The sequence below is a fragment of the Kitasatospora sp. NPDC091335 genome, from assembly GCF_044757205.1.
Classification (GTDB): domain Bacteria; phylum Actinomycetota; class Actinomycetes; order Streptomycetales; family Streptomycetaceae; genus Kitasatospora.
The window spans coordinates 425,971-440,463 of sequence record NZ_JBIVUM010000004.1; the positions used below are offsets into that span (position 1 = coordinate 425,971).

A 14,493-nucleotide genomic window follows, 5' to 3' on the forward strand; every position below is an offset into this window, starting at 1 on the left:
CCGGGGCGCCGCACGCCCCGGGGCGGTCCTGGCACCGGTCAGTGCCCGTCCTGGGCCTGCTGCGCGGAGGTGACCAGCTCGGTCAGCACGCCGCCGCAGTCCTTGGGGTGCAGGAAGGTGATCCGCGACCCCATCGAGCCGGCGCGCGGCTGGTCGTAGAGGACCCGGACGCCCTTGTCCCTGATGGCCTCGGAGTCGCCGTCCACGTCCGCGGTGCCGAAGGCGATGTGGTGCACGCCCTCGCCGTTCTTCTCCAGCCACTTGCCCACCGGGGAGTCGGTCCTGATGGGCTCCAGCAGCTGGAGGTAGGAGGCTGCGCCGTCGTCGGTGCCGTTGATCCTCAGCATGGCCTCGCGGACGCCCTGCTCCTCGTTGACCTCGGAGTGGAAGACCTCGAAACCGTACGTGGCGCGGTAGAACTCGACCGTCTTGTCGAGGTCTCGGCAGGCGATGCCGATGTGGTCGATGCGGGTCAGCACGGTGACCTCCGGGTGGTGGGGAGAAGGTGCACCAAGTGCAGCGCATGGCCCGCGACGGACGCCAGTACCCGGCGTGCGAGCCTGCTCACACGGCCGGCGGTTCACCCGGACCGGGTCGGCACGGTGTTGACTGGATGGTGCCAGTGCGCTCGATCACACCGTCGCTCCGGTGACGGGCGGGTAACAGGTCAGTACATTGAGCGCATTCTCACCTGGCCACGACGTGCGAAGGGGCCCGTCCCATGACCAACACCACCTCTGTGATCGTTGCCGGTGCGCGGACCCCGATGGGCCGCCTGCTCGGCTCCCTGAAGGGCTTCTCGGGCGCCGACCTCGGCGGCGTCGCGATCAGGGCGGCCCTGGAGCGGGCCGGTGTCACCGGCGACCAGGTCCAGTACGTGATCATGGGCCAGGTGCTCCAGGCCGGCGCCGGCCAGATCCCGGCCCGCCAGGCCGCCGTCAAGGCCGGCATCCCGATGAGCGTCCCGGCGCTGACGATCAACAAGGTCTGCCTCTCCGGCCTCGACGCCATCGCGCTCGCCGACCAGCTGATCAGGGCCGGCGAGTTCGACATCGTGGTCGCCGGCGGCCAGGAGTCGATGACCAACGCCCCGCACCTGCTGCCGAAGTCCCGCGAGGGCTTCAAGTACGGCGCGATCGAGATGCTCGACGCGATGGCGTACGACGGCCTCACCGACGCCTACGAGAACATCCCGATGGGCGAGTCCACCGAGAAGCACAACACCCGCCTGGGCATCCCGCGCGAGGCGCAGGACGAGATCGCCGCCGCCTCCCACCAGCGGGCGGCCAAGGCGCAGGCCGACGGCGTCTTCGACGCCGAGATCGCCCCGGTCGCCGTCCCGCAGCGCAAGGGCGAGCCGGTGCTGTTCAGCCAGGACGAGGGCATCCGCGCCGACACCACCGTGGAGGGCCTGGCCAGGCTGCGCCCGGCCTTCACCAAGGACGGCACGATCACCGCCGGCACCTCCTCGCAGATCTCCGACGGCGCCGCCGCCGTGGTCGTGATGAGCAAGGCCAAGGCCGAGGAACTGGGGCTGACCTGGCTCGCCGAGATCGGCGCCCACGGCAACGTGGCAGGACCGGACAACTCGCTCCAGTCGCAGCCGTCCAACGCGATCAGGCACGCGCTGGCCAAGGAGGGCCTGGAGGTCGCCGACCTCGACCTGATCGAGATCAACGAGGCGTTCGCGGCCGTCGCCCACCAGTCGATGAAGGACCTGGGCGTCTCCTCCGACATCGTCAACGTCAACGGCGGTGCCATCGCGCTCGGCCACCCGATCGGGATGTCCGGCGCCCGCGTGGTGCTGACCCTGGCGCTGGAGCTCCAGCGCCGCGGCGGCGGGGTCGGCGCGGCCGCGCTGTGCGGCGGCGGCGGCCAGGGCGACGCGCTGATCGTGCGCGTCCCGAAGGTCTGACCGGCCGATCCGGCCTCCAGGGCCGCGGACCGCGACCAGCGGTCCGCGGCCCCTTTCGGCATCTGCGCTAGGAGCTCCTGATGATCGATGTCGCCACGCTGGTCGAGCAGGCCCGGGAGGGCCGGCCGCGGGCGGTCGCCCGGCTGATCACGCTGGTCGAGAACGCCGCTCCGCAGCTTCGGGAGGCGATGGCCGCGCTCGCGCCGTACACCGGGCGGGCGTACACGGTGGGCCTGACCGGCTCGCCCGGGGTCGGCAAGTCCACCTCCACCTCGGCGCTGGTCTCCGCCTACCGGCGGCTCGGCAAGCGGGTCGGGGTGCTGGCCGTCGACCCGTCCTCGCCGTTCTCCGGCGGCGCGCTGCTGGGCGACCGGGTCCGGATGCAGGACCACGCCACCGACCCCGAGGTGTTCATCCGCTCGATGGCCACCCGCGGCCACCTCGGCGGGCTCTCCTGGGCGGCGCCGCAGGCGCTGCGGGTGCTGGACGCGGCCGGCTGCGAGGTGATCCTGGTCGAGACCGTCGGGGTGGGCCAGTCCGAGGTGGAGGTCGCCGCCCAGGCCGACACCACCGTGGTGCTGCTGGCCCCCGGGATGGGCGACGGCATCCAGGCCGCCAAGGCCGGGATCCTGGAGATCGGTGACGTCTTCGTGGTCAACAAGGCCGACCGGGACGGCGCCGACGCCACCGCCAGGGAGCTCAACCACATGCTGGGCCTCGGCGAGGCCAGGGAGGCGGGGGACTGGCGCCCGCCGATCGTCAAGACCGTCGCGGCGCGCGGCGAGGGCGTGGACGAGGTGGTCGAGGCGCTGGAGAAGCACCGCGCCTGGCTGGAGGAGCACGGCGAGCTGGCCGCGCGGCGCCGCCGCAGGGCCGCCGAGGAGATCGAGGCGATCGCGCTGGCCGAACTGCGCGCCCGGATCGGCGACCTGCGCGGGGACCGGCACCTGGCCGTGCTGGCCGAGCGGGTGGCCGGGGGCGCGCTGGACCCGTACGGCGCGGCCGACGAACTGGTCGCGGGCCTGACCAGGAGCTGAGCGGTACCCCCGCCGCCCCGCCGCGATCACGGTCGCGGCGGGGCGGCGGGGAACCGCGCTGGGCTGCCGGGCCCTACGGCCGGCCGCGGAGGCCGCGCAGGTGTTCCGCGATCGGGGCGAGGGCCTCGTACATGGCGTCGAGCTGTTCCTCGGTGAAGCGGTCGATGAAGTGCGCCCGGACGCTGCGCACGTGGTCGGGGGCGACCCGCTGCATGGTCTCCCAGCCGTGCTCGGTGAGGTGGGCGTAGAGGCCCCGGCGGTCGCCGGGGCATTCCTGGCGGAGCACCAGACCGGCGTTCTCCATGCGGGTGATCTGGTGCGAGAGGCGGCTCTTCGACTGGAGGGTCGCGGTCGCGAGGTCGGTCATCCGCAGCCGGCGGTCCTGGGCCTCGGAGAGCACGACCAGGATCTCGTAGTCGTTGATCGCCAGGTTGTGCGGCTGGAGTTCACGGCTGAGCTGGTACTCCAGCAGCTTGGCGACCTCCAGATGGGCGCGCCACATCCGCTGCTCCCTGGCGGTCAGCCAGGGAGTCTCCTCCTCGGGCTGCGACGGAGGGGTGGCCGCAGTGTCGATCGTGTGCGATTCCATGACGTCCAGCATAGCCGATTTAGTTCAATCTTGTACGAGTTTACAGGCCGAAACGTCGTCCGAGGTCGCCCAGGTTACCGAGGCCCGGTACGTTCGGATTCCCTCCGGCGTGGGTCGCCGGCTGGTTCGGCACCCCGCCGACCGGCACTCCCGCCTCCGCGTCGACCTGTCCGACCGAGCGCTCCGCCAGCAGCTTCTCGCTCGACTGCAACAGCACCTGGCCGGCGCCGATGAACTCGAACTGGTGCTCCTCGCCGGAGGCGCCGCCGAGGCCGGTCAGCCGCCGCAGGCCGCCGATCAGCCCGTGCATGTAGTCGTGGTCGTAGTGGTGGCACGGCGCCGGGCAGTCCGCCCAGCCGACCAGCGCCTGCGGGTCCACCCGCAGCGGCGGCTCGACGAAGTGCACGGGGCCGTTGGAGGCGGCGACGAAGCGGCCGGTGCCGAGCAGGGTCAGGAAGCCGGGGATGATCGACTGCTTGAGCCGCAGCGTCGGGTCGAAGGCCAGCAGGTTGCCGGAGCGGACGGTCAGGTTGCCGTCCTCCAGGTCGTACGAGTTGAGGTCGTACGCCCGGTCGGCCAGCAGCAGTTTGCCGCGGCCCTCGGCGACCACCCAGTCCGACGCGTGCATCGGCGAGTTGAAGTGCTGCCCGAGCATCCGGTCGAGCGCCCCGGCGCCGACGCCCTTGAAGGTGATGTCGCCGTAGTAGGCGACCATCTTGCCCTTCTGGAGGAAGTACGAGCCGTTCAGCTCGACCGAGAAGGCGTACGGGTTGACGTTGTCGCCGGCCGGCAGGCTGTGGACGTCCCACACCACCGGCCCGGTGCCGCCGTGGCCGCTCGGCAGCGGGGCCACCGGGCCGCCGAACTGCTCCTGGGCGTACGGCTGTTGCTGGGGCTGGTGGGCGGGCGGCGGTGGTGGTGGGTAGCCCTGCTGCGGGTACCCGCCGGGCGGCGGCGGATAGCCCTGCTGCGGGCCGTGGTTCGGCGGGGGCGGCGGGACCGCGAAGCCGGGCTGGGTCTGCTGGTCGTGCGGCGAGCCGTACGGGGGCTGCGGCGGGTAGGACATCAGAGCTTCTCCTCGCTCGCCTGGACGTACACCGCGCCCTGTCCGGACAGCTCCAGCTGGAACGCCTCGCCCGAGCCGCGGCCGATCATGTCGCGCCAGCCGAGCGCGGTGGACAGCTTGTTGCGCACGTCGCCGCGGTGCGCCACGTACGCCTGCGGGTCGACGTGCACCGACTGGCCGGGGACGATGGGCAGTTCGAAGACGCCGCCGTGGGCCATCACCGCGACCGACCCCTGGCCCTCCAGCTTGGTGGTGAACAGCCCCTGCCCGGTGACCTGGCCGCGGACCATGCCCATCACCCCGCCCTGCGAGCCCATGAACATGGTGGACTGCCGCAGGGTGCCCTCGAAGGCGAGCAGCCGGTCCGCCTCGACGTACAGGGTGTCGCCGAACAGGTCGATCACGTGGACGTGGTGGCCGCCATGGCCGAACATCACCCGGCCCTGGCCCTCGACGGTCATCAGAGGGGTGTCCTCGTTGGCCACCCGGCGGCCGATCATCGACATCACGCCGCCCTGGCCGCCGGTGATGTTCGGCGTGAAGCGGACCTCGCCGCTGTAGGCGAGCATCGCGCCGCGCTGGCTGAACAGCCGCTGCCCGGGCAGCACCTGGGCCTCGACCATCTTGCCGTTGATCTTCGTGAAGCCCATCAGACGTCACCCCCGATGGTGATCTTCTCGGAGGGCTGCACGTACACCAGACCTTCCCCGGTGAACTCGATCTGGACGGCCTCGCCGCCGCCCTCGCCCATCACCGTGGTCCAGCCCGCGCCCGACTTCAGGCTGCGGTGCAGGGTGCCGGTGTGCGCCACGTACGCGCCCGGGTCCACCCGCAGCGGCATGCTCTTGTCGACCCGCAGGATGACCGCGGGGCCGTTGGAGGTGAGGGCCGCCCAGCCGTGCCCCTCCACCTTGGTGGTGAACAGGCCGTTGCCGGAGGACATGCCGTTCAGCCCGGTGAAGCTGGTGCCGGTGTGCAGGCCGGACTCGGTGCAGAGCAGGTTGTCCGACTCGACGTACAGCGTCTCGCCGTTCAGCCGGACGAGGCTGATCTCGGTGGCCTTGTCGGCGAAGTAGCAGGTGCCCTGTCCCTTCACCTCCATGACCGTCATCTTCTCGCCGGTCAGTCGTCGGGTGACCATGCCGCGCAGGCCGTCCCCGCCGCCGGTCAGTTTCTTGAAGGCCATCTGCCCGGTGTAGGCGACCATCGAACCGTGTCGCGCCTTGACGCCGTCCCCGCCCAGCTCGACGGCGAGCACGCGTGATCCCTGGAGTCTGAACTGTGCCACGGCCGCAATCTAGCCGCTGTGGAGGCGGTACGGGGAGAGTGCGCGGGCCAACTGGTACCGGGCTGCGACAAACGCGCCGGTCAGGTCCGGGCGCGCGCCCCCTGTCCGGGGCCCGGAACGGCCCCGGCCGCCTGTTCGACCTCCAGCAGCGAGGCCGAGTGGCGCTCCGCCTCGAAGGCGGCCACGCCGCCGCGCAGCCCGAACAGGCGCTTGGAGAGCATGATCCAGAGAACCGCCGCGATGTTCAGCGCCAGGGTGCAGATCTTCAGCGCGCTGACGTGGTGGCTCAACTCGTAGCCCTCCAGCGGGAGGAAGGCCGCGGTGGCGACCACCGTCAGGTACTCGGCCCAGCGCTTGTTCAGCCAGAGGCCGACCGCCTCGACGATCTCGATCGCCGCGTAGACGAGCAGCGCGCCCGCGACGATCAGCAGGGTGCTCTTCCTGAACTCGAAGGTCTTGCGGATCGTCTCGACGATCGGCGCGTGTTCGAGGTCCCAGTGGAAGTGGTCGGTGACCGGCCTGAAGACGGTGAGGTTCTCGTCGAAGACCCGGTGCACCGCGTCCTGGCTGTTGGAGAACTTCCACACGGCCCAGGCGACCAGGATGATCAGCAGCCCGCGCAGCACCCGCTCGACGGCCAGGAAGCGCAGGATGAACAGGTCCCGCAGCGCCTTGCCGCGGGGCACCAGCGGGGCCTCGTCGGCGGGGCCGGAGCCGTGCGGGGCGCCCAGCGCGAAGTCGCCGCAGCGCAGGCAGCGCCAGGCGTCGCCGAGGGCGGTCGAGGCGTGCAGCCGGGAGGCCAGCCCGGGCTCGGTCGGCGCGTAGGTGACGTGGCCGCGTTTGGCGCAGGTCCTGCGGTCCCAGTCGCGTGTGAACATGCGGTGACTACCCCCGTGTGCGATGCGTCGGCGCCCGGATCGGTGGGCGCGCGGGCAGCAGGATAGGGGCTCCCGGGGGCGGGCGGTCCCGCCCGGCGGCGTTCCGGCACACAGCTGTGACACGGCCGGCGGGCGCTGTGAGATCGGGCACGGCGGCCACCCCCGGCCGGGGGCCTGGGCGTGTGCTCGGCGATAATGGGCCGAAGGCTTGTGAGTCGCTTCACAAGCTCGCCCGCGCCTCCGACCCCACGTATTGAGGAACCCATCGTGAACAGCAGCGCCGTCCACCGCCTGCGCCTGGTCTCCGGCCCCGAAGGGGTCTCCTTCATCCTGCTGCTGATCTGCTCGGTGCTGAAGCGGACCACCTCGTTCGACGCCGTCCCGGTGATGGGCATGGTCCACGGCGTGCTGTTCATCCTGTACGTGGTCTTCTGGATCCAGGCCTGGCAGACGCAGAAGTGGGACGCCAAGCGCGGCGTCCTGATGTTCGTGCTCGCGGTGCTGCCCACCGGCGGCTTCTTCGCCGAGCGGATGCTGGCCAAGGAGGAGCGGGGCGAGCTCAAGCCCGCCACCGCCTGATCCCCGGCTTCCGCGTGGACGGTCGACAGGCTGCCACGGCCTCCTCTCCCAAAGGGCCGCGGCAGCCTGTCGCCGTTTCTTACCGGGAGTGGCTCGGGCCGGGCGGGCCGGCGTCCGGCGCCCGGTCGACGGGTACCGCTAGTTGACGCTGACCGCGCTCCAGGCGGCCGCGACCGTGTTGTACTCGGTGCTGCTCGCGCCGTACAGGTCGGTGGCGGCCTTCAGGGTCGCGGTGCGGGCGGCCTTGTAGTTGGTGGTGGAGGTCATGTAGACGGTCAGCGCGCGGTACCAGATCGCGGCCGCCTTGGTCCGGCCGATGCCGGTGATCGTCGAGCCGTTGGAGGTCGGGCTGTTGTAGCTGACCCCGTTGATGACCTTCGACCCGCTGCCCTCGGCGAGCAGGAAGAAGAAGTGGTTGGCGACGCCCGAGGAGTAGTGGACGTCCTTGTTGCCGACGGTGGAGGACCAGTAGTCGGCCGAGGCCCCGTCCTTGGACGGCTTGTCCATGTAGCGCAGCGGGGTGCCGTTGTTGTTGATGTTGAGCTTCTCGCCGATCAGGTAGTCCGGCGGGTCGGCCGGCAGGTTGGCGGACCACTCGACCAGGGTGCCGAAGATGTCCGAGGTGGCCTCGTTGAGGCCGCCGGACTCGCCGGAGTAGTTGAGGTTCGCGGTGGCGGAGGTGACGCCGTGGCTCATCTCGTGGCCGGAGACGTCGATGGCGGTCAGCGGGCGGGAGTTGCCGGAGCCGTCGCCGTACGTCATGCAGAAGCAGGAGTCGTCCCAGAACGCGTTGACGTAGTTGGTGCTGTAGTGCACCCGGCTGGAGGCGCCGACGCCGTTGTTCTTGATGCCGTTGCGGCCGAAGGTGTTCTTGTAGTAGTCCCAGGTGGCCGCCGCGCCGAACTGGGCGTCCACGCCGGCGGATTCGCGGTTGGAGGCCAGGCCGTTGCCGAAGCTGTTGGTGGTGTTGGCGAACAGCGTGCCGCTGCCCGAGGTGCCGCCCTTGAGGTCGGTGGTGGACTGGTTGCCCCGGGAGGCGTCCTTCAGCTGGTAGGAGCTGCCGCTCTGGGTGGTGGTCAGCGTGACGGTGCCGACGTTGACGCCCTTGCCGGTGCCGGTCGCGGTCTGCACCTGCTCGTCGGTGGCGAGCACCTGGCCGGTGGCGGCGTCGGTGACCACCTCCTGGCGGCTCGGGGTGCCGTCCGCGCGCTGGCCCTCGACCACCGTGCGGTGGGCCAGTCGCGGGGTGCCGTCGGCGGCCCAGAGGACCAGCTCGGGCGCGCCGGCGCCGTCGACCCGGCTGAGCGCGGCCTCGTCCGCGTCGGCGGCGATGCCGACGGTCGCCCGCACCGCGGCGGTGGCCGCCTCGGCGGCCTGGGGCGCGGCGAGGCCCGGGGTCAGGCTCGGCACCGAGAGCTGTCCGGCGAAGGCCCGGTCGACGGACTTCACCGAGCCGTCGGCCTTCTGGTGGACGACCAGGTCGCCGCCGAGCACCGGGAGGCCCGCGTAGGTCCGGTCGTACCGCAGGTGACGGGTGCCGTCCCGGTCCACCACCACGTCCTTGGGCACCAGCTTCTCCTGGCCGCCGAGGGCGAGGGCCTGGGCGACCGGGGCGCTCTGCCCGGAGGCCAGCGCGAGCAGCGCGGACTGCTGCTGCGCCGGCGAGGGGGCGGCGGCCTGGGCGGGGACGGCGGCGATCTGGATGACGCCGGCGAGCAGGGCGGTGGCGGAGAGTACGGCTCCGACAGTCAGCTTTCGCTTCACGTGCGGGGGTTCCTTCCACGAGACCCGCGAGGTGCGTGCGGGTGCGCCGCGTACCGGGGCGCCGGGGTTGGCACCTTGGGGGCGGTAGGGCGCGGACGTGCCGGTCCCGTGCGGTTCCTGACACTCCGTCGGAATTGGGTGGGGCGGCGGAGGGTCGGACGGGACTTGGTCAGAAGCATGACAATTGTTGGCAGGGATGGACAGGCCGCCTCCGGGGATTGGCGGAGAATCGCCAACTCCGGTAACTGATGGTTCGGTTGCCGCCCGGTGACCGGTTTCGCCGGGTTCGTCGCGGCTGGCGGGACTCCGCCAGCCGGACGGCCTTGACAGCCGCCGGCGACGGCGGACGCCCGGGTCCTCCCGCCGGAGGCCCCGGGCGCCGGGTGTGCTGTCCGGGTACGTCAGCCGACGTTGACGGCGGCCCAGGTCGCGGCGACGGCCGCGTACTCGGCGCTGCTCGCGCCGTAGAGGTCGGCGGCGGCCTTCAGGGTGCCGGTGCGGGCCGCCGCGTAGTTGGTGGTGGAGGTGAAGTAGGTGGTCAGCGCGCGGTACCAGACCGCGGCGGCCTTGTCCCGGCCGATGCCGGCGAGGGCCGAGCCGTTGGAGGTCGGGCTGTTGTACGCGACGCCGTTGACGGTCTTGGCGCCGCTGCCCTCGGCGAGCAGGTAGAAGAAGTGGTTGGCGACGCCGGAGGAGTAGTGGACGTCCAGGTTGCCGACCGAGGACGACCAGTAGTCGGCCGAGCGCCCGTCCTTGGACGGCTGGTCCATGTAGCGCAGCGGCTTGCCGTCACCGTTGATGTTGATCTGCTCGCCGATCAGGTAGTCCGGCTTGTCGGCGGCCAGGTTGGCGGACCACTCGACCATCGTGCCGAAGATGTCCGAGGTGGCCTCGTTGAGGCCGCCGGACTCGCCGGAGTAGTTGAGGTTCGCGGTGGCGGAGGTGACGCCGTGGCTCATCTCGTGGCCGGCCACGTCCAGCGCGGTCAGCGGGTGGGTGTTGCTCGCGCCGTCGCCGTACGTCATGCAGAAGCAGCTGTCGTTCCAGAAGGCGTTGACGTAGTTGCGGCCGTAGTGGACCCGGCTGGTGGCGCCGACGCCGTCGTTCTTGATGCCGCTGCGGCCGAAGGTGTTCTTGTAGAAGTCCCAGGTGGCGGCGGCGCCGAACTGGGCGTCCACGGCGGCCGACTGGCCGTTGGAGACGGTGCCGTCGCCCCAGGCGTTGTCCGCGTCGGTGTACAGGGTGCCGTTGCCCGAGGTCTTGCCCTTGAGGTCGCTGGTGGACTGGCCGCCGCGGGAGGCGTCCTTCAGCTGGAAGGCCGAGCCGCTCTGGGTGGTGGTCAGCGGGACGCTGCCGACGAAGACGCCCTTGCCGGTGCCGGCGGCGGTCTGCACCTGCTCGTGGGTGGAGAGCACCCGGCCGGTGGCGGCGTCGGTGACCAGCAGTTGGCTGCTCGGGGTGCCGTCGGCGCGCAGGCCCTCGACGGTGGTGCGGTAGGCCAGCCGCGGGTTGCCGTCGGAGGCCCAGACCACCAGCTTCGCGGCGCCGGTCTGGCGCACCTCGGTCAGCGGGGACTCGTCCTCGTCGGCGGCGATGCCCACGGTGGACTGCACGGCGCCGGTCGCCTGGGCGGCGGCCTGGTCGGCGGGGATCCGCGGGGTGAGGTTCGGCAGGGCGATGGTCGCGCCGGTGGCCTTGTCCACGGAGGCGGTCGAGCCGTCCGCCTTCTGGTGCACCACCAGGTCCCCGCCCAGAACCGGGAGGCCGGCGAAGGTGCGCTCGTAGCGCAGGTGGCGGGTGCCGTCGGCGTCCACCACGGCGTCCTTGGCGACCAGTCGCTCCTGGCCGCCGAGGGCCAGGGTCTGCGCCACCCTGCCGGCCTGGCCGTCGGCCAGGGCTATCAGGTCGGCGCGCTGCCGGCCGTCCCTGGCGTGCGGGGCGGGGTCCGCGACGGCAACGGTGCTGACCTGGACGACACCGGTGAGCAGGGTGGTGGCGGAGAGTACGGCGACTGCGGCGAGCTTTCGCTTCACGAACGAGTCCTTCCGGGAAACCGCGAGCGGACGCGGTCGCACCGCGTTCCGGGCGCCGGGGACGGCACCTGAGGGGCGGAACGGGCGCTGACGTGCTGCTCCCCGTGCGGTCGGAACGGCTTCGCCACCGGTGGGTGGGGGCGGTGGCTGCCGTACGGGGTTGGTCGAAAGCATGACAATCAAGCACGTCAAATGACAGGTCTCGCTCATTGATTGGCCAAGTCCCGCCAAAGCGGGGGAATGTGAACGACCGGACAAAAGGGGCGAATCGCCCGCCCGTGCGGCGGGTTGCCGCCCGAACCGAGGCCTGCTGGTGCGGCGCCGGCCCGATCCGGGGCCAACCACGGGGCACCGGGCGCCCGTTGGTGGGCGTTCACACCGGCGCAATGTCCTGGTATGGACCTGGCCGTCCGGTTGGCGGGTTCCCGCCACGTGTCGCGCTTGTCCACCATCAGGACGGCTGGTAGCACACGTCCCTTCCGCCGGTACGGTAAGGGGGTGGCCAAGCCCCTCGCTCTCGACTTCGATCCGATCGCCCGTGCCGACGAGCTGTGGACCCGCCGTTGGGGCGGAGTCCCCTCGATGGCGGCGATCACCTCGGTCATGCGCGCCCACCAGATCCTGCTGTCCCGGGTGGACGCGGTGCTCAAGCCGTACGGGCTGACCTTCGCCCGCTACGAGGCGCTGGTGCTGCTGACCTTCAGCCGCACCGGCGAGCTCTCGCTCTCCAAGATCGGCGAGCGGCTCATGGTCCACCCGACCAGCGTCACCAACACCGTCGACCGCCTGGAGCGGGCCGGCCTGGTCGCCCGCCGCCCCAACCCGCTGGACGGCCGCGGCGTGCTGGCCGCGATCACCGGGCGCGGCCGCGAGGTGGTCGAGGAGGCCACCCGGAAGCTGATGGCGATGGAGTTCGGGCTGGAGGAGTACGACGCCGAGCAGTGCCGCCAGGTGTTCGAACTGCTCAGGCCGCTGCGGGTCGCGGCCGGCGACTTCGCCGAGCCGGCCGAGGGGGCTGCGAAGGAGACGGTGTGAAGGCGGCTACCCTCGTGTGAGCGGTGCGCGGATCCGGGGCGCACCGGCCGAGAATGCCGAGCGAGGCGAGGAAGATCATGAAGGCGACCCCCCTGCTGGGCTGGTACCGGGCCCTGGCCGTCGCGACCGGCGTGGCACTGCTGGTGTTCTGCGGCTTCATGGTGGCGAAGTACGGCTTCGACGCCGCCAAGGACGTCACCACCTACGTCGCGATGCTGCACGGCTACCTCTACATCGGGTACTTCGTGGTGACCTTCATGCTCGGGCAGAAGCTGAAGTGGCCGATGGGCCGGCTGGTGCTCACCCTGGCCGCGGGCTGCATCCCGTTCCTCTCCTTCGTCTTCGAGCGCAAGGTGGCCGGCGAGGCCGCCGAGAAGCTCGCGGCGGGCACCGGCGAGCGCCGGCCGGCCGCCGTCTGAGCCGGACCGCACGTCTTTCCGGAGGGCCCCTTCCCCGTTGCCCGGGGGAGGGGCCCTCCGCCGTCCCGATCGGGGGGCGTCATCCGTCGACAAGTAGTAGGACGTCCGAGTAAATTGTTAGGACGTCCTACTAGCTGCCGCCCGTCTCCGTGGCGGCCGTACGGAGCGGAGTTCGGGGTCATGGACGCCGAGGAGATCGAGCGCGGCCGGCAGCGCTGGCAGCAGCGGTACGACAGGGCCCGCACGCGTGACGCGGACTTCACCACCCTCTCCGGCGACGAGGTCGAGCCGGTCTACGGCCCGCCCGCCGGGCAGGCCTACGAGGGATTCGAGCGGATCGGCTGGCCGGGCGAGTACCCGTACACCCGCGGTCTGCACCCGACCGGCTACCGGGGCCGCACCTGGACCATCCGGCAGTTCGCCGGCTTCGGCAACGCCCGGCAGACCAACGAGCGCTACCGGATGATCCTGGACGCGGGCGGCGGCGGCCTCTCGGTCGCCTTCGACATGCCCACCCTGATGGGCTACGACTCGGACGACCCCAAGTCGCTCGGCGAGGTCGGCCACTGCGGCGTGGCCATCGACTCGGCCGCCGACATGGAGGTGCTGTTCGCCGGCATCCCGCTCGGCGAGGTCACCACCTCGATGACGATCAGCGGCCCGGCCGTCCCGGTCTTCTGCATGTACCTGGTGGCCGCCGAGCGCCAGGGCGTCGACCCGGCGGTGCTCAACGGCACCCTCCAGACGGACATCTTCAAGGAGTACATCGCCCAGAAGGAGTGGCTCTTCGCGCCCGAGCCGCACCTGCGCCTGATCGGCGACCTGATGGCGTACTGCGCCCAGGGCATCCCGGCGTACAAGCCGCTGTCCGTCTCCGGCTACCACATCCGCGAGGCCGGGGCGACGGCCGCGCAGGAGCTGGCGTACACCCTCGCGGACGGCTTCGGCTACGTCGAGCTGGGCCTGTCCCGCGGCCTGGACGTGGACGTCTTCGCGCCCGGCCTGTCCTTCTTCTTCGACGCGCACCTGGACTTCTTCGAGGAGATCGCCAAGTTCCGCGCCGCCCGCCGGATCTGGGCCCGCTGGATGCGCGACCGCTTCGGCGCCAAGACCGACAAGGCGCAGTGGCTGCGCTTCCACACCCAGACCGCGGGCGTCTCGCTGACCGCGCAGCAGCCATACAACAACGTGGTCCGCACCGCCGTCGAGGCGCTGGCCGCGGTGCTCGGCGGCACCAACTCGCTGCACACCAACGCCCTGGACGAGACCCTGGCGCTGCCCTCCGAGCAGGCCGCCGAGATCGCCCTGCGCACCCAGCAGGTGCTGATGGAGGAGACCGGCGTCGCCAACGTGGCCGACCCGCTGGGCGGTTCCTGGTACGTCGAGGCGCTGACCGACCGGATCGAGCAGCAGGCCGAGGCGATCTTCCGACGCATCCTGGACAAGGGCAGCGAGGACCACGAGATCGGCCCGATCACCTCCGGCATCCTGCGCGGCATCGAGGAGGGCTGGTTCACCGGGGAGATCGCCGAGGCGGCCTTCCAGTACCAGCAGTCGGTGGAGAAGGGCGACAAGCGCGTGGTCGGCGTCAACTGCCACCCGCGCAGCGTCACCCCGGAGCTGGAGATCCTGCGGGTCAGCCACGAGGTCGAGCGCGAGCAGGTCCGGGCGCTGAAGGAGCGCAAGGGGGCCAGGGACGAGGCGGCCGTCCGGGCCGGGCTGGACGCCATGCTGGCGGCGGCGCGCTCGGGCGAGTCGATGATCCCGCCGATGCTGGACGCGGTGCGGGCCGAGGCGACGCTGGGCGAGATCTGCAACGCGCTGCGGCAGGAGTGGGGGACGTACCAGGAGAACGCGATGTTCTGAGGCCGTGGCCGACGAGGAGCCGCC

14 protein-coding genes are annotated in these 14,493 nt (G+C 71.4%); 6 read left to right on the forward strand and 8 right to left on the reverse strand.

Annotation, left to right across the window (positions count from 1 at the left end):
- Positions 1-38: 38 nt before the first annotated feature.
- On the reverse strand, positions 39-479 hold the full coding sequence (gene mce, locus ACIQOW_RS13335; protein WP_401083585.1) for a methylmalonyl-CoA epimerase: 441 nt from the start codon (positions 477-479) through the stop codon (positions 39-41).
- A gap of 242 nt (positions 480-721) precedes the next feature.
- Here mce and ACIQOW_RS13340 point away from each other — a divergent pair, with 242 nt between their 5' ends.
- Positions 722-1,915: an acetyl-CoA C-acetyltransferase gene (locus tag ACIQOW_RS13340; RefSeq protein ID WP_401083587.1), complete on the forward strand. Its 1,194-nt coding sequence runs from the start codon at positions 722-724 to the stop codon at positions 1,913-1,915.
- 80 nt (positions 1,916-1,995) lie between these two features.
- Positions 1,996-2,952 (forward strand): methylmalonyl Co-A mutase-associated GTPase MeaB, encoded by a 957-nt coding sequence (gene meaB / locus ACIQOW_RS13345; RefSeq protein WP_401083589.1) that lies wholly within the window; start codon positions 1,996-1,998, stop codon positions 2,950-2,952.
- Between the two features lie 73 nt (positions 2,953-3,025).
- On the opposite strand, the gene ACIQOW_RS13350 is transcribed toward meaB, so the two are convergent.
- From ACIQOW_RS13350 to ACIQOW_RS13370, 5 genes are all read right to left on the reverse strand, one after another.
- Entirely contained in the window at positions 3,026-3,541 is a 516-nt protein-coding gene (locus ACIQOW_RS13350; RefSeq protein ID WP_188295819.1) for a MarR family winged helix-turn-helix transcriptional regulator, read from the reverse strand.
- A gap of 40 nt (positions 3,542-3,581) precedes the next feature.
- Entirely contained in the window at positions 3,582-4,394 is an 813-nt protein-coding gene (locus tag ACIQOW_RS13355; RefSeq protein ID WP_401083760.1) for an AIM24 family protein, read from the reverse strand.
- Positions 4,395-4,606: 212 nt separating this feature from the next.
- Entirely contained in the window at positions 4,607-5,257 is a 651-nt protein-coding gene (locus ACIQOW_RS13360) for an AIM24 family protein (RefSeq protein WP_188295818.1), read from the reverse strand.
- Positions 5,257-5,895: an AIM24 family protein gene (locus ACIQOW_RS13365; protein ID WP_401083592.1), complete on the reverse strand. Its 639-nt coding sequence runs from the start codon at positions 5,893-5,895 to the stop codon at positions 5,257-5,259. Before ACIQOW_RS13365 ends, ACIQOW_RS13360 begins: the two co-directional genes overlap by 1 nt.
- Positions 5,896-5,975: 80 nt before the next feature.
- The gene (locus ACIQOW_RS13370) at positions 5,976-6,773 is read right to left on the reverse strand and encodes a DUF2127 domain-containing protein (protein ID WP_401083593.1); all 798 of its coding nucleotides are present in this window, start codon (positions 6,771-6,773) and stop codon (positions 5,976-5,978) included.
- Between the two features lie 267 nt (positions 6,774-7,040).
- On the opposite strand from ACIQOW_RS13370, the gene ACIQOW_RS13375 reads away from it, so the two are divergent.
- Entirely contained in the window at positions 7,041-7,352 is a 312-nt protein-coding gene (locus ACIQOW_RS13375) for a DUF3817 domain-containing protein (protein WP_401083595.1), read from the forward strand.
- A 138-nt stretch (positions 7,353-7,490) separates the two neighbouring features.
- On the opposite strand, the gene ACIQOW_RS13380 is transcribed toward ACIQOW_RS13375, so the two are convergent.
- Together ACIQOW_RS13380 and ACIQOW_RS13385 are read right to left on the reverse strand one after the other, a co-directional pair.
- Positions 7,491-9,116: a M4 family metallopeptidase gene (locus tag ACIQOW_RS13380; RefSeq protein ID WP_401083597.1), complete on the reverse strand. Its 1,626-nt coding sequence runs from the start codon at positions 9,114-9,116 to the stop codon at positions 7,491-7,493.
- Between the two features lie 401 nt (positions 9,117-9,517).
- The gene (locus tag ACIQOW_RS13385; protein ID WP_401083598.1) at positions 9,518-11,149 is read right to left on the reverse strand and encodes a M4 family metallopeptidase; all 1,632 of its coding nucleotides are present in this window, start codon (positions 11,147-11,149) and stop codon (positions 9,518-9,520) included.
- A gap of 498 nt (positions 11,150-11,647) precedes the next feature.
- On the opposite strand from ACIQOW_RS13385, the gene ACIQOW_RS13390 reads away from it, so the two are divergent.
- The 3 genes from ACIQOW_RS13390 to ACIQOW_RS13400 all read left to right on the forward strand — a co-directional run bounded on the left by ACIQOW_RS13390 (position 11,648) and on the right by ACIQOW_RS13400 (position 14,469).
- Positions 11,648-12,184, forward strand: a complete 537-nt coding sequence (locus ACIQOW_RS13390; RefSeq protein ID WP_401083600.1) for a MarR family winged helix-turn-helix transcriptional regulator — start codon at positions 11,648-11,650, stop codon at positions 12,182-12,184.
- Between the two features lie 77 nt (positions 12,185-12,261).
- Positions 12,262-12,603, forward strand: a complete 342-nt coding sequence (locus ACIQOW_RS13395; protein WP_401083602.1) for a DUF3817 domain-containing protein — start codon at positions 12,262-12,264, stop codon at positions 12,601-12,603.
- A 180-nt stretch (positions 12,604-12,783) separates the two neighbouring features.
- On the forward strand, positions 12,784-14,469 hold the full coding sequence (locus ACIQOW_RS13400; RefSeq protein WP_401083604.1) for a methylmalonyl-CoA mutase: 1,686 nt from the start codon (positions 12,784-12,786) through the stop codon (positions 14,467-14,469).
- Positions 14,470-14,493 lie beyond the last annotated feature (24 nt).